This window comes from Catellatospora sp. NPDC049133, from assembly GCF_040648455.1.
Taxonomy (GTDB): Bacteria; Actinomycetota; Actinomycetes; order Mycobacteriales; family Micromonosporaceae; genus Catellatospora; species Catellatospora aurea.
Window position 1 is genome coordinate 74,859 of the sequence record NZ_JBEZDT010000013.1, and the last position, 17,715, is coordinate 92,573.

Sequence of the window (17,715 nt, forward strand, 5' to 3'; positions counted from 1 at the left end):
TGGGATGCCCCGGGCACCGAGAAAGCTTAGATCAACTCACGTTTCTCAATGGAGAATACCCTCCTCTGGCGTTCTGAGCAACAGGGCCGCACCTACTAGTGGGGCAGCCTCACCAAGAGTCGCCCAGCTAACTTGAAGTGAAACTCCTCTGATCAAGTTGTTCACTGCGCCCTGAAGATTAGAACGAAGATATTCATTATGAAGTCCGATGCCGCCACTGAGAGTGACCGCTTCCACGCGTGTTAATTGCGCGAGATTAACCAAACCGATAGCGAGCGTCTCAGTAAACTCCCGCCAAAACTCAAGATCGCTAATTTCTTCAGCACGTCTACCTGTCCGGAGCTCGATTTGCTTTCCACCAGTGATCGTCTCCAGACAGCCGATTTGACCACACAAGCACACCAGCGAATTCCCACCGATAATCTGATGTCCCATCTCGATCGAGAACGACTGGCTTACCTCGGCCTTGCCAATGTGCACAGCCACGCCAGTTCCAGTTGATACAGTCAAATATGCACATCGTTCTTGACCTCGAAGGTGTCCGAATGCCCTCTCCGCGAGTAGTCCACAGACCGCATCGTGAGCCATACGTACGGGACAGCCAAATTCTCGGCTAAGCACATCGACGACCGGCTTTCCCACGTAGTCTGAGAGGTTTACCGAATCGACGACCGATGCTCCGTCAACGGCCACTTGTGCACCGATGGCTATTCCGATGCCATTCACTGCAGCGAAAGATCCCGCATTAATAACCTTGACAATCGCCTCGATCTGCTGATCAAATACATCCTTGGTAGCAAACTGTCCAACTACCTCGTAATGACCGGAACTCGGTTCAACAAACGCCGCGACGCGCGTCGACGTTCCTCCATTATCGATCCCAATATACATTCCTTCTCGCCTTTCTTGATTATATGAATAATGACGGAAAATGCTTCGTTAAAACGTTCCTCAGACCATCCACACCTACCACTCGGTACTGTGGATTTTCGAGGAGGAGAGAACCGGCCTCTGGCGCACGCCGAACCTCCGGGGCTGATGGAATTCGGTCAAAATATACAGGTATTGACCCTGCCAACCTGGCAGCAATTACATCACTAATCCTGTCACCGATATACAACGTCCGCCGAGCATCAACCTTGAGAACGGCACATGCTTTCAAGATGCCAGCCGGATTAGGTTTCGCGAGTACCGAATTTGAAGGCGCTACAACTATAGCATCCCGATTGAAATAGATGTCCAGCCCCGCCGACTTTAGCTTTTCGGTTTGATAGTCAGGATCTCCACCGGAGACCACTGCCTGTGGTACACCGCAAGCATGAAGGCCAGACACGATCCCAGCCATCCCCCCTATCGGGGGTATACCAATACTCCAAACAGCGTCGTATTGCTCCTGTACACGATCGAAGTTCATCGCAACATGTTCGCGATCAAGCTCGAGCTCATGAGCTAACGCTAAAACAATCCCTCGGAGATCATCTTGGTCAAAGTACCAGAATAAACGATTCCAAACGGCCAGAGCCTCCTGAACACGTTCAGGTGATAACCCGATGACATGTAAAGCTGCTACTCGAGACTCATGATATGTGCGAGATGTGTCGACTAATACATCGTCAATATCCCAAATTACTGCCTGCAGTACTTCTTTCGCGTACATTATTCACCCAACCGAGCGCCGGGCGCTCAGCGCCAGATTGCCTGCACCCACCAGTCCAGCAAATCTTCCAAGTGACCCCTCCACGAACTTCACAGCTTTAAGTGCTGCCGGCTCACAGTAAGGCTTTGCTTGTTCGATTATGAGACTCTTATACGACGGAACAAGATCAACAACACCACCGCTGAAAATAACGGCAGCCGGACCTAGAATATTGATAATGGCGGCCAACCCATGCCCGAGAGCTTCAGCACCGAGCGCTACGGCTGAAACTGCAGATTTGTTCCCAACAGAATAGAGCTCATTAAGGCGCACCAACGAATCGCACTTCCCATTGCGCAATAACCCAGGCGCAGCCGAAATTGACTCTATGGTCACAGAATCTTTGCTTCCGCAAGACCTAAATGGCAGGCTTCCAAACTCACCCGCGACATAGTTCGCCCCCGACAGGATTTGGCCATTGAGAACTACACCCGCGCCGATGCCCGACCCTATGGTCAATTGAACAAGACTGCTGGGAGGCTCAATTCGCTCACCAGGACGATTGTTCCACGTTACATACTCGCCCCATACCGCGCACTTCGCATCATTCTCGACATGGAAGTAGAACTCGTTACCGAAGTTTTGGCGAAGTTCCGAAAGCCAATCCGTGCCAACATAATCTGGGGCTTGGTCGTCTAGAACGATTCCCGCGGCCGAGTCAATGATGCCTGTCGAGGCCAGTCCGATCGCACCGACCGTTGGCTCGACACGAATAAGACGTTGTATAGATTCGATGACTGCCTGTAGCCGTACAGCTCTAGGTATGTCGCTTTTCGCGATGGCACGATTGGATTTCGCGGCATTGTAGCGTAAGTCCTCATAGTGATTAACCTCAAGGGTTCCCAGCCGGACGATCCCCGACTTAACGCCGTGACCTCCAAGATCTAAACCTATTGCAAGCACGTTGACCTCTCTCTTACTTGCGGAGACGTAACTTCGTACTCATCGGATCTAATCCTTAACAACGTATCGAGTCCATTATCGTTCAACACCCGCTCCAGACATATAGCTGGAGCAGAATTCATTTGTGGGATCAGGATCATGCCGTCGACTGGCGGTGGGATCGACCCAATTCGGCACGAATACGCGTCAACGCGAGATCCATGGCACCATAATGCTCAGCGTGGTCCAGACCTGCTCGACGAAAGGCGGTGCTCTCCCATGCGATGGGAAGGCATCGCCGCTGTGTGGCTCGCATCGCCAATTCGTAGTACAAGTCGACCTTTGTCATCAACGCACCACCTAGAATCACGACCTCCGGATTTAGGTAGTCAAGCGCGTAAGCGAGCCCCATGCCTAAACGATCTGCCGCTTGCTCGATGGCGGGAACTACATAGTCGTTGCCTTCACGCGTGCCGCTAGCTATGTCTTCAACAGTTACATTATCGGGCTCTAGGAAGGAGAGACGCCTGGAGAAAGGAGAGTCCTGAATACTAGCTGACTTCGTCTCTCGCAGGCGTCTATACCGCGCAAGGATATCTTCCGCGATCCAATACCTTCCTGTGTAGGTTTCCAGACATCCTGGACGGTCACATGCCCGGCAAAGTGGACCATGATCGTCCAACAAGATATGTCCCAGGTCTCCCGCGTTAAGACTTGCCCCAGCGTATGGCCTTCCCTCAATAAAGATGCATCCTCCTACCCCTTCGTCAACTATCACATAGACAAAGTTTTTAGGAGTTTTCGGACGGCCATCGGGTGTATTCACACTTGCACTTCCATTAGCTCCATACCTTACTTCCCCCAAGGCAAGGCAAGGTGCGTCGTGGAACACGAAGGCTTGAGTACTGAACGCCTCTGTGATGGTATTCGCAACGGGCTCGTTCCAGATTTCAAATCGAGAATTTACCGCCACCCCTTGCTTTGAATCGACAATACCTGGGTGAATTAATGCGATCGCTATCAGGTCACCACTTACACCCATACGATTCTGAAAGTCATTAATGAACTGTATCAATCGTGCATTGTAGGCTCGCGAATTGCCTCTCGCCACCGGCTGGTTTGACTCATAAATCTCGGGCCGAATTCGACCTTTGCCACTCTTAGTAAGATCGACGTCGAAGAGCGCCCCCTCCAGCGTCTCGGTCTCAACTCTAATAGTCATGATTAGTGACATGATACCTCCATTTGAACTCGCCCGTCGGCGGCGACATTCGGAGCAGTTGAGTGCCAAACTCTTTCAAATAGAGAACAAGAACGACCTACAGTTTGGCCCGTTCTTTCCTGCCCTCACCGTTGGGTCATCCAGGCTAAGCTCGCAGCGTTACTGAATATGTCTCGGCACACAGGTGATGGTGGGGTGTTGCGTGTGTATTGGTTTACAAACCTCCAGTTTGGCCAGTAAATACAGTGCCGGCAGCGGCTTCCTCGATCCTTCAACCGGCCGTCGTTGGTGCGTCTGGTACCTGCAGCATCAAAGTCTAATATGGCGGCAGCGCTGTATGCTCTCTCGACATCGGAGCTGCTTTCGGAGAACTGTCCGATTCTAGACTCTCGATACTGTTGGGGGTCCTGTTCCATGACCTAACCGCGATGTTGCTTCGTACGCGGTCGGCCAATGTCGGAACCTTCCGACTCGACGTTAGACCGTTTGCGGGCCCAACCCGGCGGGCTACTCGAGGCCAGGGCGTCCTCGCCGCCGCTGGCGACTAGGAACGCCGCCAGGTTTAGAGGGTTGACTCGAAAATAGAGCTTGCGTGCTAATCAAGACCCTCCGGTCCGGTGCTGCGCCTAGTCGCCCACCTCGCCCTGCCGCGGCAGACTATGACGACCGGCGCTGGACTCTTGCCTGGGTCGCGAAGCTGATCTCCATGATGTTCTACAGACGTTATGCAGGTTACTCATACAGTGTCCGAGGTCAGCACAACCAAAGCCCAACCGAGTCCGGCGCTGTCGACGTCGATCCAGTTGACTCAGCAGCTGAGCGCAGCGGCGTTCCGGGTCTCGGCACCTTCACGGTGAGCAGCTCCCGGGGCGCCTCGTAGCGGACAGCGGAGATCAATTGGTCACGTGCCAGCGTTGATGCGGCGCGCATGGTGGATGCACGGACCCGCTCGACGCTGGACGAGGCGGCCAAGGCCGAGCAGCGATCCATCGGCGACCTGGCCGAGCTGGAGAAGGAACTTACCGAGCTGCATTGGCGACGCGACGCCCGAGAGGAACTTACGGACCTTCGCCGACCCGAACCACCGCGCAACGGGCCCGTGACGTCGCCGAGCGCAAACTCGCGTAGGCCGAAGCCGTTCTGGCAGCGAGATCGTCTTCGGAGCCGCAATCGTCGGGCGGCTCGATTAGGAGTGGTCGTGCCCGGCTTACGGAGGGTCCCAAAGAGATCGAACGGCCAGAACTCCGCCGATGACACCCGCGCTATCGAAACGTTATGAAATTGATCAGCAACAATCTGACCACGACTTCGGTGTCGGCGCTAGTTTGTTCAGTGGCTCAACTATTACCCCCGCTGATCTTCGGCGAGCCGCGGAGGGGTCTGCAATCCTGCCCAAACATTGGAGACTCTGAATGTCATCACGACGTCGAAGCCGCACCCATCCGAATACAAGAGCGCGATCTCTCCTCGGTTCGGTGCTCGCGCTCGCCATGACCGTGATCGCGATTGCCGTCGGGCAGGCGCCCGCCCCGGCCGCGCAGGCAACCACCAATCAAGCCAACGCGGCGCTTGCTCCGTTCTCGGTGCTGGTCTTCTCGAAGACCGCCGGGTTCCGGCATGATTCCATTCCCGCTGGTATCGCAGCGATCCAGCAGCTCGGCGTCGACAACGGGTTCACGGTTGCCGCGACGGAGGACGCCGGCGCGTTCACCGACGCCAACCTCGCGCAGTACGCGGCGGTGATCTGGCTGTCGACCACCGGTGATGTGCTCGACGCCGCCCAGCAGGCGGCCTTCGAGCGCTACATCCGTGCCGGTGGCGGTTTTGCCGGCGTGCATTCGGCATCGGACACCGAGTACGGCTGGGCGTGGTACGGCAGTCTGGTTGGCGCTTACTTCTCGGCGCACCCGAACAACCAGCAGGCAACCATCAAGGTCGAGGACCCGTCGCACCCGTCCACGGCTTCTCTGCCGGCGCAGTGGTCGCGGCTCGACGAGTGGTACAACTACCAGACGAACCCGCGCAGCAACGTGCATGTGCTGGCCAGTCTGGACGAGCGGTCCTACTCGCCGGGCACCGGTGCGATGGGCGCCGACCACCCGATCGCGTGGTGCCAGGACTATGACGGCGGCCGGTCCTGGTACACCGGTATCGGTCACACCATCGCGTCGTACACCGAGCCCTCGTTCCTGGCTCATCTGCTCGGCGGCATCCAGACAGCGGCCGGCGCGCTCGACTCCGACTGCAGCGCGTCGCTGACCAGCGGGTACGAGAAGGTGACGCTGGACAGCAACACGCAGAACCCGATGGAGCTGGACATCGCGCCCGACGGCCGGGTCTTCTACATCGAGCGTGACGGCCGGGTGCAGATCATCAAGCCCGCCACCGGCACCACGGTGACCGCGGTCGACCTGGATGTCTTCACCGGCAACGAGGACGGCCTGATCGGGATCCGGCTGGACCCGAACTTCGCCACCACCAACTGGGTCTACCTGTACTGGGCGCCCAACGACGGCATGACGCGCAACCGGGTCTCCCGCTTCACGGTCAGCGGCGACAGCATCGACCTGGCCAGCGAGAAGGTCGTGCTGGAAGTGACGACGCAGCGCACCACCTGCTGCCACGCCGGCGGTTCGATGGTGTTCGACAGCGCCGGCAACCTGTACCTGGCCACCGGCGACAACACCAACCCGTTCGAGTCCGACTCGTTCACCCCGATCGACGAGCGGGCCGGACGCCAGAACTACGACGCCCAGCGCACCGCCGGCAACACCAACGACCTGCGCGGCAAGGTGCTGCGCATCCACCCGGAGGCCGACGGCACCTACACCATCCCGAGCGGGAACCTCTTCCCGCAGGGTACGGCGATGACCCGGCCGGAGATCTTCGCGATGGGCTTCCGCAACCCGTTCCGGATCGGCATCGACGCGAAGACGAACACGCTTTACGTGGCCGACTACGGCCCCGACGCGAGCGCGGCGAACCCCAACCGCGGCCCGGAAGGCACAGTCGAATGGAACATCGTCCAGCCCGGCAACTACGGCTGGCCGTACTGCCACGGCGCTAACTACGCCTACAACGACTACACCTTCCCCAGCGGACCGTCCGGCGCGAAGTTCGACTGCGCCGCGCCGGTCAACAACTCGCCCAACAACACGGGCCTGACCAACCTGCCGCCCGCGGTCAGCGCCACCGTCGACTACGACTACAGCGGCAACGCTCTGTTCCCGGAGCTCGGCGGCGGCGGCGCGCCGATGGCCGGGCCGGTCTACCGCTACGACCCCGACCTCGTCTCCGAGCGCAAGTGGCCGGCGTACTACGACGGCAAGGCGATGTTCGGCGAGTGGAACCAGAACAAGATGTACGCGTTCCAGGTCGCCGCCGACGGCAAGTCGCTGGTCGACATCAACAACATGCTGGCCGGCATGACCTTCCTGCGGCCGATGGACTTCGAGTTCGGTCCGGACGGCGCGCTCTACCTGATCGAGTGGGGAACCGGATTCGGCGGCAACAACGGCGACTCCGGGATCTACCGCATCGACTACATCGCGGGCGAGCGGGCCCCGATCGCGGTGGCGACCGGCACGCCGGACTCCGGACCGGCGCCGCTTTCGGTGCAGTTCTCCAGCGCCGGGTCGCGTGACCCGAACGGCGGGGCGCTGAGCTACGCGTGGACGTTCGGCGACGGCGGCACCTCCACCGCGGCCAACCCGTCGCACACCTACCCGGCTGCGGGTAACTACACGGCGCAGCTGACGGTCACCAACACCGCCAACCGTACGGCCGTCGCGAACGTGACGGTCACGGTCGGCAACACCGCGCCCACGGTCACCATCTCGTTCCCTCCCGACGGCGGCTTCTTCGAGTGGGGTGACCAGGTCAAGTACACCATCACGGTGACCGACCCGGAGGACGGGACGATCGACTGCTCGCGGGTGAGGCTGCAGTACTACCTGGGTCACGACCAGCACGCGCACCCCCTGCAGTCGTACACCGGGTGCACCGGCACCGTGCAGACGTCGCTGGCCTCCGGTCACGGCGCCGACGCCAACGTGTTCGCCGTGTTCGAGGCCACCTACACCGATGCCGGCGGAGTCGGCGGCGCCAACGCGTTGACCGGCAGGGCGATCGAACAGCTGCAGCCCAAGCGCAAGCAGGCCGAGTACTTCACCGCCACCGGACGGGCTCCGGACGGCGTCGGCGGCGGCGACCCGGGCGTGCAACTGGAGACGACGACCGACACCGCCGGCGGCTTCCAGAACATCGGCTTCATCGAGGACGGCGACTTCTGGTCGCACGCCCCGGTGAACCTGACCGGCATCGACGCGCTGCGGTTCCGGGTCGCGTCGAACACCGCCGGTGGACGCATCGAGGTACGGGCCGGCACCGCGGACGGGCCGGTGCTGGCCACCGCGACAGTGCCGGGCACCGGCGGCTGGCAGACCTTCACCGATGTCACGGCGACGCTGAGCAGCCCGAGCACGGTGACCGGGCCGCTGTTCCTGGTGGCGAAGAACCCGGCAGGCGACACCGGTACGGGTTCGTTGTTCAACGTCAACTGGGTCGACTTCCTGGGACGCGGCGTGACCGACAACGCGCCGCCGGTGGTCACCGCGTCGGCGACGCCCACCACCGGCACCGCGCCGGTGCTGGTCACTTTCACCGGCTCGGCGACCGACACCGAGGGCGACAACCCGCTGACCTACCTGTGGGAGTTCGGCGACGGCGCCACCGCCGGCACCGCCAACGCCACGCACACCTACGCCACCCCCGGCACGTTCACGGCGACGCTGACCGTGTCCGATGCGCGCGGCGCGAAGTCGTACGCCAATGTGGTCGTCAGGGTGCAAGCGCCGAACAACGCCTGCCTGGGCGCCCGGTCGGACAACTTCGACGGCACGGCACTGGACAAGGGCCGCTGGTCGACAGTGGTCCGCGAGAACCAGCTCTACTCGGTGACCGGTGGCACCTTGCGGTTGCCCACCGCGGTCGGCGACCTCTACGGCGCCCGCAACGACGCGACCAACCTGATCCTGCAGCCGGCGCCGGACGGCGCATGGCAGGCGACCACCAAGGTGTCCGTCGCCGTGGCGGCCGACTACCAGCAGGCCGGCCTGATCGTGTACGGCGACGACGAGAACTACGCCAAGCTCGACCTGCTCTACGGAGGCAACAGGAAGTTCGAGTTCATCCGGGAGACCGCCGGGGTGCCGCGCAACGGCGCCGCCGACGCGGTCAACGCCCCGGCAGAGCTCGGCAGCACCGCCTACCTGCGGTTGATCAGTGACGGCGTGAACCTGACGGCGGCCTGGTCAGCTGACGGCGTGACGTTCGCGCCGGTCGGGCAGTCGGCCGCGCTGGCCGGCATCGTCAACCCGAAGGTGGGCATGTTCGCCCTCAACGGCGGCACCACCGCGCCGGTCGTCGACGCGGCGTTCGACTGGTTCCAGCTCACCCCGGACGCTCCGGCCGGGCCGATCGACCCGTCCGACGAGTTCGACGGGTCGGCCCTGGACCGGTGCAAGTGGAACGCGGTAGTCCGCGAGGACACCACCAAGTACCGCGTCGCCGGCGGCAAGCTGGAGATCGATGTGCCCAACGGGGACATCTACACAGCCAGCAACACCGGGCCTACCAACTTCATCCTGCAGAACGCGCCGTCCGGTGACTGGACGCTGGAGACGAAGGTCGACGGCAGCCAGCTCAACGAGCAGTACCAGCAGGCAGGCCTGCTGGTCTACCTCGACGACGACAACTACCTGAAGCTGGACTACATCGTCGACAACACCGCCGGCTCGCCGGTCAGCCGGCGGATCGAGTTCCGCAGCGAGATCGCCAGTGTCGTGCAGAACCCGCAACCCGGAATCACCAACCTCACCGACGCGGTATGGCACCTGCGACTCGCTCGGGTGGGCAGCGTCTACACCGCTTCCTACTCGGCCGACGGCACCACCTGGACGGCGCTGGAGCCGTTGACCAACACGGCCGTAGGTGACACACCCAAGGTCGGACTGTTCACCCTCGGCGCCAACCAGACGGCGTCGAAGCCGGCAAGCTTCGACTACTTCCGGTTGACCACGCCGGGCGCCGGCGACACCACAGCGCCGGTCACCACGGCAGCGGTGACCGGCGCGGCCACCGCCGGCTGGTACACCGAGTCGCCGACGGTCACCCTGACCGCCGCCGACGACGCATCAGGCAGCGGCGTCGCGAGCACCCAGTACCAGCTCGACGACGCCACGACGTGGACCGCCTACACCGCGCCGGTGCTGATCAGCGGGACAGGAACGCACCAGCTGCGCTACCGCTCCACCGACACCGCAGGCAACGTCGAGCAGGCCAAGACCGTCGAGGTGAAGGTCGACACCACGGCGCCGATCACCACGGCGACGTTCGCACCGGCCAACGACGACGGCTGGCACGCCGGGCAGGTGCCGGTGGTGCTCGCCGCCACCGACGCCGGTGCCGGCGTGGCCAAACTGGAGTGGTCACTGGACGGCGGGCCGTGGACGCCCTACACCGAGCCTGTCAACATCGGCGGCGACGGGCAGCACGAGCTGCTCTACCAGGCCACCGACGGGGCCGGCAACGTGGAGACGCTGAAGTCCGCCATCCTGAAGGTCGACGGCAACCAGCCGACCGTCATCGTGGCAGGGTTGGCCGACGGCCAGCTCTACGGCGACAGCCAGGACGTCCGGGTCACCTTCCAGGCCGTCGATCCGACCTCCGGTATCGCGTCGGTCGTCGGGACGCTCAACGGCGCGCCGTACGCGACCGGCACCCTGCAGGCCATGTACGAGCTGCGGCTCGGCCTGCACGAGTTGACGGTCACCGCCACCGACAAGGCCGGCAACAAGACGGTCTCGACAGTGCGGTTCTACGTGACAACCTCGTTCCGGGACATGCAGAACCTGCTGGACCGGTTCAAGGCGACCAGCCGGCTGTCGGCCAACGCGCACAAGAAGTTGACGACCAAGCTGACAGCGGCTCGCCAGTCCGAGGCGAACGGCAACGACGCCAAGGCCATCAACCAGCTCAAGGAGTTCCGCGCGCTCGCGTTGAACACCTCGCTGGTGCCCGAGGCCGAAATCCGGGCGGTGCTCGTCCGCGACACCGATGCCATGATCATCAGGCTGGGCGGCACACCGCCGACCAACGCCGGGGTCAAGGCCAACAGCGGCACGTCACTGGCCGGCGTCGGCCGGCTGGACGGTGACGTCGTCCGCATCGGCAAGAACGGCCGCCTGAGGTAGACAAGCACCATCTGGTACGAGGTCGCGCCGTCACGAACTCCGTGGCGGCGCGACCTCGTACACCATGGATTCGATCGGCTCGCGATCACGACCAACGGCACCAGCTGGACCATCGAACCTGCCGACAAGTAAGCGTCGCAAACCGAAGAGGCCCATCCGCAGCAGATGCGAATGAGCTTCGTGGGGTAATTACGTGTACGAGGGGCGAGTTGAACCCCAAATACATGATCACGATGGCAGCTGAGCTGCGGTTGCAGTGAATGTCGAACCGCGGGGCGTGCTTGTTGATGATCAACCAAGACCGTGCTAGACGGCGTCGCGCACCCGGTGAGCGAAGCGCGTCACGTTGCATCCGGCGAGGCCGTCGAGAACGTCTTTCACCGTGAGTTTGGTGTGCCCGTGTCGGCCCGTCGCGTCGGCCTGCTGATGCAGGATCTGCACGATGCGGCGGGGCGACGCGTCCAGGAGGTCGCACAGAAAGTCGTCAGTGTGCAGTGCTTCGACCGAGTGCGGGTCGAGTGCGTGGACCGGGAAGTCGCGGAGGTTCGCGGTCACGATGAAGTCCGCGGGCTGCCACGGCCGCTGCCAGCACGTGCCGGTCCTTGGGGTGGTTGGTCATCTGGTCCACGAGGTCCTGGTACCCGTCGACCTCGGCTTCGGGGAAGAACCTGCGCATCGCCTGGATCCGACGATCCGCGGCCGCCGCGCTGACCGACTGCGGCAGGTTGCGCCGCACCTCGTCCAGGATCTCAGCGGACCACAGCGGCCGGTAGTGCTCGTCTTCGCCGCAGTCCTGTTCCGTGGTCTCGTTCCAGAGCGGGCGGTGCTGGGTGGCGCGCAGCGTGTGTGGCCTCGCTGGTCTCCTCGTTAGGCACGGTGAGGTCCCAGGGGTGCCAGCCATCAACTAGATGACCTGGACTGAGGAGGTGTCCACGCGCCGTTGAGCTTGGTGTCGAGGGCGGCCTCGCGCAGGTCCCTGCGGGAGTTGATGGCAAGCTTGGTGAAGACCTTGCGCAGGTGCCACTCGACGGTGCGGGGACTGATGAACAGCTCGGCTCCGATCTCATGGTTGGTGCGCCCGTCGCGGGCACGGGAGGCGATCAGGGCCTCCTGGGGAGTGAGGTCTGAGATCGTGTCCGCCGAGCGCTTACGGACCGTCTCGCCGGTGGCGAGCAGTTCGTTTCGGGCGCGTTCCCCGAACGCTTCAGCGCCCATCGCCGTGAGCATGTCGTAGGCGCGGTGGAGGTGTTCGCGGGCGTCCTGTCGGCGGTTCTCGCGGCGCAGCCACTCGCCGTACACCAGATGTGCCCGCGCCAGGTGCGCGTTCATGCGGCAGTCCCCGAGCCGGTCGATCGCCTCGCGGTAGAGGTCCTCGGCTGCCGGACCTTCGCCCAGCAGCGCCCGCGAGCGGGCCTCGCTGCCCTGCGCCCACTGCGTGCCGCTTGCCTGCGTTCGCTCCGCGAGCTGCTCCAGCGCTTGTTCGCCGACATCGCGCCGCCCAGCCCTGGCGGCGGCCTCCACCATTTCCGTCAGCGTCCACGACCTGGCCACGAGGACGTCGCCGGTGATGGCGCGCTCGGCGGCTGCCAGCGCCGACGAGTAATGGCCCAGGCCGTTGTCCAGCACCGCGGCGGCGTATTCGGTCAGCACCAGAGCGCTGCCCTCGCCGCGGGGGGACGCGTCTTGGATGCCGGACCGGGTCAGCTGGGCAGTGCTCTGCTGGTCTCCGCGCCAGGCGGCCAGCATCAGCGGGGAGTACGGCGGGGGTGAGACTCGGATGGCGGCGTCGAGCGCGACGGACTCGTCGTTGAACGCCGCCGCGGCGGTGAAGTCCCCGGCCTGGATGTGGTAACTGGCCAAATAGTCCAGCGCCACGGGAAGCATGCTCAGCGTGCCCGTTTGCCGGGCCACCCGAACTTCGCGTTCCAGGAGGTTAAGCCACGCCGTGTCCTCCCACAGCTCCATCGCCACCAGCGAGCAGGCGAGACAGACCAGGGTGAGCCCGGTATGGCCGGAGCCGGAGACCTCCAACGCCCTGCGCAGGGTGGGCACCGCCTGCGGGAATCCCTGCGTGAACTGCGCCGAGAGCCCGTCGAGTAGAAGATCGGCGGCCTGTTGCGAGCCCGGTTCGACCGGCGCCGTCCGGGCTGCGGCGGCGACGGCGCGCACGCCGACCTCGGGTTGCGGCTGTCCGGCGCCTGCGCACATCGCGGCCAGCAACGCCTCAGGGTACGTCTCCCGGGCCATCGCCGCGTCTAGTGGGGCGAGTCGCTGCGCGGCCTGCAGCAGCAGGTCTGGCGCGTCGCTGCCACGACTGCGGTAGAACACCAGTTGCGCACGCAGGCGTTCGCACCGGGCCTGCTGCAGCCGGTCGAGCGGACTCAGCTGCGCCATCGCCAGCAGGTCGTTGGCCGCGGCCGGAGCGCCTGCCTCACCCCGCGGCCTGCGCAGCGGCCAGGGCGCGTTCTCCTCGACGGCGCAGGTCGGGGGTGAGCTCGGCGGCCCGTTGCAGGAAGGCGGCGGCCGCCGCGGCGCCACCGCGGGACTTGGCGCGCTGCGCCGATTGCTCCAGGTCCCGGGCGACCGGCTCCTCCGGCACCGCCGTCGCCGCCGCGAGGTGCCAGGCGCGCCGGTCGGGGTCGGTCAGACGGTCGGTCGCCTCGGCCAGCGCCAGGTGCACCTGTCGGCGTTCGGCCGGTGCGGCGGAGCGATACACGGCGGAGCGCACTAGGGGGCGGGCGAAGCGCACCCAGGCGCCGACCGTGATCAACCCGGCTGCTTCCGCAGGCTCCAGGGCGTCGGCAGGCAGGCCCAGCCGGGATGCGGCACGGCGCAGCAGGGCTGGGTCACCGAGGGGTTCGGGGGCTGCCACCAGCAGCAGCCGTCGAGTCTGTGGGGCAAGGCCGTCGAAGCGCCGCAGGTAGCCCCGCTCGATCCGGCCGCTCCGGCTGGTCGGCGGCCGGACACCGGGCAGGTCGTATCCGCCGGCCAGTTCCGGCAGAGTCAGCTCCCCTGGCAGTTCCAGCAAGGCCAGCGGGTTGCCCCGGGCTTCGACGAGGATCCGCTCACGCACCCGCTCATCGAGCGGTCCGGGCACCGCCGACGCCAACAGTGAGCGCGCGTCCCGGTCGCCGAGACCCCCGACTGCCAGCTCCGGTAGCTGTCGTCGTGCGCGCGCACCGCGAAGACCAGGCCGATCGGGTCGGCCACCAGCCGCCCACGCGGAGCGACCGACCGGGACCCTTTGCCGGCGAGCACCGGCCCGGCAGCCCTGACCTTCGTTTGCTCCGCCGCGATCAGCGTAGTACCGGCGACGGGGCCGTCGAGCCGGAACTGCGTTCGGTCTCGGAAAAGCCACGCCTCTATGAGATGTCTCGTGAAGAAACAACGTCCGGCTGGCGCCCGAGGTGATATCCCAGGCGCAGCTCGTAGTCGCCCGGCTGATTACGTCCGGCAGCGTCGGCGGCGGGCAGCCTGCGCTCGGATCCCGGCCAGCCGAAGGACGAGAGGTACATGTCATAGGAGGACTTCAGATCGTCCGCGGACGGAAGGGTATACCTGTTGACCTGCTGTTTCACCGCGGTGATCGATTCCTTGTCGAATGAGGAGATCCGCCTGGCGAGGTCGTCGACCAGCGAGTCGAGCTCTCCGTCGGGGACCGTGCGGTTGACCCATCCGTACCGTTCGGCCAGCTCGCCCGGGTAGTCGTCGCTGGACAGGGCGACCTCCAAGGCCCGTGCGCGGCCGAGCAGCAGCGGCAGGTGCTCCAGACCGCCGCCGCCGGGCAGGTTGCCATTGGCGGCCTCAGGCTGGCCGAACAGTGCCCTTTCGCTGGCGAAGCGCATGTCCATCGCCTGGGTCAGTTCGCTGCCCACGCCTCTGACCCGTCCCCGGATCTTCGCGATCGAGACGACGGGCAGGCGCGACAGGCGCGTGCTCGCGTCGATCAGCAGCGGGTAGCCGCTCGCCCCGAGCTCCTCGGGAGTCTCGGCGACCCGGGAGGTGTCGTAGTGGTTGAGGAAGTAGTCCGGGTTCGCCGATTCGAACACGACGACACGCAGCTCAGAAGCAGCCGCCAGCTGGTCGAGCAGACGCGGGAGCTCGGTGAGCGTCTCCGGGGAGACCAGGTTGATCGGAGGGTTGTCGAACGTGATCCGCCACAGTCTCCTGGTCTCGGCCACTACGGAAAAGTGGGTCCACGTTTTCACTAGTTCGTCTCCTTGTCCGACGCCGGCCGGCCCGTTTCACTAGCGGCATTCGTGCATCATCCCGGCCCGACGCGAGTAACATGCGTCAGACCATCATGAAACAGAAATTTCGGCGGCTCTGACACGCGCCGATCTCTCCGAACGCCGGATGCAACTGGCCGGACCGGCACCGCAGTTCGGCCTGGCCAAGTCCTCCCGTGGCTATGCTCCGCTAAGCCCGGAGCTGGTCAGTACCGACGAGTTCGCCGACCCCGACGACCTCGAACTGGGCTGCAGGCTCAAAGGCGGCGAGATCTTGCAGAAGAGCCGCACCTTCAGGATGGTCCTCGGCGTACCGGAGATCATCACCTATGTGTCGGCCGTGTGCCCCCTAATGCCCGGCGACGTGGTGTTCACCGGCACCCCGGTCGGCGTCGGCGTCGGCCGCACTACCCCGAAGTTTCTCGCTCCGGGTGACGTGCTGGTCACCTGGATCGAAGGCATCGGAACCCTTCGCAACCCGATGCTCGCCCAGGCCGACGCGACATAGCGGCCGGGTCGGCGAGCCTGCGGTCGATGGATTCGATGTGAACGGCGTCTAAGTCTGGCCACGAAGTCAAATCCGCAAGGGCCAACAGAACGTCTCACCAGCGCCACGGGACCCCTCGTCGCCGACCCAAAGCGCGCAGCCTGACGTAGGCCAAAAGTCCGATTACCCAGAAAATATTAGCGATGAATATGGCTAAATCAGCAAAAGTGTCCGAGGGCGAGCCTGGAACCCGGGGTACCGCGACCCGGATCGGGGCGATCAGCCGCCGACCGGGCGGCCAGGCACTACCAAATACAGGTGCCCGCCGTGTCAGCATCCGGTGGACTCGTCACCGGGGGACAGTTCGCCGGTCCGCACCGGCTTGCCGCAGGCGCGGCAGCAGACCTCGGCGACGAACACCTGCCCGCAGACGTCGTGGATGAAGTCGACCTCGGGCACATCGACGTCGCGGTACGTGTCTCCCCAGCGCTTGAGCACCAGAATGACCTGGCCCAGGTCTTTCCCCTTCTGGGTGAGTTCGTATCCCGCGGCCGCGTCGTGCTCGGCGAGCCGAGCCCGCAGGATGCCGGACTCGGTGAGCTTGCGCAGCCTGGCGGCCAGGACGTCCCTGGGTGCGCCCACGGACCGCAGGATCTCGGTATAGCGGGAGGCGCCGAACGCGAGCGCTCGCACGATGTGCAGCGACCATCTGTCGTTGACCACGTCCAGCGCGACAGCCAGAGCGTCACGAGTCGGTTTGGTTTTCAAACCGCCCGTGCTAGCCTTCGAGTCTGCCTGGTTTGACATTCAAACCACACTACGCGGGGAAGTGAACATGTCCTCATCACCTGATCCGACTGCCGACACCGACAAACCCATCCTCACACAGCACCGGGCCTGGACCTCCCTGGTGCTCACCGGCCTGGTCATCGGCGCAGCCTTCATCGCCGTCTATGTCGGGCTGCAACGCGACCCCGAGCCCAGCCGGCTGCCGATCGCGGTGGTAGGCGAGCAACTGGCGGGCACCGCCCGGACCGGTCTTGCCGACGCCGTCGCCGTCACCCCGGTCACGAGTATCGAGGACGGACGGGCCATGGTCCGCTCAGGCGAAGCCATCGCCGTGCTCGACGCCACCTCCCCGACGACCCTAGGACTCGATTACGCCGGTGCCAGCGGGCTCAGCGAAAGCGGCGCCGCACGTCAACTCGTCGCGGGCCTGGCAACGCACGTCGGAGCGACCGTCCAGGAGCACGACATCGTGCCGCTGACCAGCTACGACAGCCGAGGGCTGTCGGCCTTCTACGTGGTGTTCGGCGTGACCCTCTCGTCGTTCGTCCTCGCGCAGGGCCTCACCGCAGCCGTCACGAAGGTGCGCCTGCGCCACCGGCTCTACGCCATGGGCGGATTCGCGATAGCGATCGGCCTGGTCGCGGCCACCATCGCCGGTCCCGTCTACGGCTCGCTGACAGCCCCGTTCCCACTGCTCGCGCTCTCACTGATCCTCCTGTCGGCAGCCAGCGCCTTCACGACCAAAGCCCTAGGCGCCTGGCTCGGCCCGGCCGGCATCGGTCTGGCCGTACTCACCCTCACCACGATCGGCAACGCGACCAGCGGCGCGGCGATCGGATTCGACCTACTGCCGGGATGGGCCCAAGCGATCTCGGCGAAGCTCCCGCCCGGCGCGGCCGTGCGAGCGGTCAACAAGTTCGGCTACTTCGACGGATCCCACACGGCAGCGCCGCTCGCCATCCTCGCCGTCTGGTTCCTGGCAGGCCTCGCCCTCGTGCTGCTGCGACAGCGCACCGAGCAGCAACGCAGGCCGGCGCTGCCGACGTTCGCTTGAGAGCTGCGAATGCGTCGTGGAAGACCGTCGAGGCGCCCGGCCGTACGTGGCGCGGGCGGCTGGGGCAGGCTCCGACAAGGCGTGATCTACCGCGACGGCGTCA

At 64.2% G+C, this 17,715-nt stretch carries 12 protein-coding genes; 3 read left to right on the forward strand and 9 right to left on the reverse strand.

Annotated features, from left to right (window positions below):
* Window positions 1-45: 45 nt before the first annotated feature.
* The 4 genes from AB0B35_RS16865 to AB0B35_RS16880 all read right to left on the reverse strand — a co-directional run bounded on the left by AB0B35_RS16865 (window position 46) and on the right by AB0B35_RS16880 (window position 3,812).
* A complete protein-coding gene (locus tag AB0B35_RS16865) occupies window positions 46-891 on the reverse strand; it encodes an ROK family protein (protein WP_361046020.1) in 846 nt (281 codons plus the stop codon).
* A 19-nt stretch (window positions 892-910) separates the two neighbouring features.
* A complete protein-coding gene (locus AB0B35_RS16870; protein WP_361046022.1) occupies window positions 911-1,657 on the reverse strand; it encodes an HAD family hydrolase in 747 nt (248 codons plus the stop codon).
* 3 nt (window positions 1,658-1,660) lie between these two features.
* On the reverse strand, window positions 1,661-2,599 hold the full coding sequence (locus tag AB0B35_RS16875) for an ROK family protein (protein WP_361046024.1): 939 nt from the start codon (window positions 2,597-2,599) through the stop codon (window positions 1,661-1,663).
* Between the two features lie 136 nt (window positions 2,600-2,735).
* Complete coding sequence (locus AB0B35_RS16880) at window positions 2,736-3,812, reverse strand: ROK family protein (RefSeq protein ID WP_361046027.1); 1,077 nt, start codon at window positions 3,810-3,812, stop codon at window positions 2,736-2,738.
* Window positions 3,813-5,275: 1,463 nt separating this feature from the next.
* On the opposite strand from AB0B35_RS16880, the gene AB0B35_RS16885 reads away from it, so the two are divergent.
* Window positions 5,276-11,053, forward strand: coding sequence for a ThuA domain-containing protein (locus tag AB0B35_RS16885; RefSeq protein ID WP_361046030.1), 5,778 nt, complete (start codon window positions 5,276-5,278; stop codon window positions 11,051-11,053).
* A 306-nt stretch (window positions 11,054-11,359) separates the two neighbouring features.
* Here AB0B35_RS16885 and AB0B35_RS16890 read toward each other — a convergent pair whose 3' ends face one another.
* The 4 genes from AB0B35_RS16890 to AB0B35_RS16905 form a co-directional block, all read right to left on the reverse strand.
* Entirely contained in the window at window positions 11,360-11,608 is a 249-nt protein-coding gene (locus AB0B35_RS16890) for a hypothetical protein (protein WP_361046033.1), read from the reverse strand.
* A 345-nt stretch (window positions 11,609-11,953) separates the two neighbouring features.
* Window positions 11,954-13,447 (reverse strand): LuxR C-terminal-related transcriptional regulator, encoded by a 1,494-nt coding sequence (locus AB0B35_RS16895; protein WP_361046035.1) that lies wholly within the window; start codon window positions 13,445-13,447, stop codon window positions 11,954-11,956.
* Window positions 13,448-13,484: 37 nt separating this feature from the next.
* Entirely contained in the window at window positions 13,485-14,126 is a 642-nt protein-coding gene (locus AB0B35_RS16900; protein WP_361046037.1) for a hypothetical protein, read from the reverse strand.
* Window positions 14,127-14,415: 289 nt separating this feature from the next.
* Complete coding sequence (locus tag AB0B35_RS16905) at window positions 14,416-15,261, reverse strand: enoyl-CoA hydratase/isomerase family protein (RefSeq protein ID WP_361046040.1); 846 nt, start codon at window positions 15,259-15,261, stop codon at window positions 14,416-14,418.
* Window positions 15,262-15,379: 118 nt separating this feature from the next.
* Here AB0B35_RS16905 and AB0B35_RS16910 point away from each other — a divergent pair, with 118 nt between their 5' ends.
* A complete protein-coding gene (locus tag AB0B35_RS16910; RefSeq protein ID WP_361046320.1) occupies window positions 15,380-15,790 on the forward strand; it encodes a fumarylacetoacetate hydrolase family protein in 411 nt (136 codons plus the stop codon).
* A gap of 309 nt (window positions 15,791-16,099) precedes the next feature.
* On the opposite strand, the gene AB0B35_RS16915 is transcribed toward AB0B35_RS16910, so the two are convergent.
* A complete protein-coding gene (locus AB0B35_RS16915; protein ID WP_360533666.1) occupies window positions 16,100-16,537 on the reverse strand; it encodes a helix-turn-helix domain-containing protein in 438 nt (145 codons plus the stop codon).
* 7 nt (window positions 16,538-16,544) lie between these two features.
* Here AB0B35_RS16915 and AB0B35_RS16920 point away from each other — a divergent pair, with 7 nt between their 5' ends.
* Window positions 16,545-17,612 carry a hypothetical protein gene (locus tag AB0B35_RS16920; RefSeq protein ID WP_361046043.1) on the forward strand — a complete coding sequence of 356 codons (1,068 nt, stop codon included), beginning with the start codon at window positions 16,545-16,547 and terminating at the stop codon, window positions 17,610-17,612.
* Window positions 17,613-17,715 lie beyond the last annotated feature (103 nt).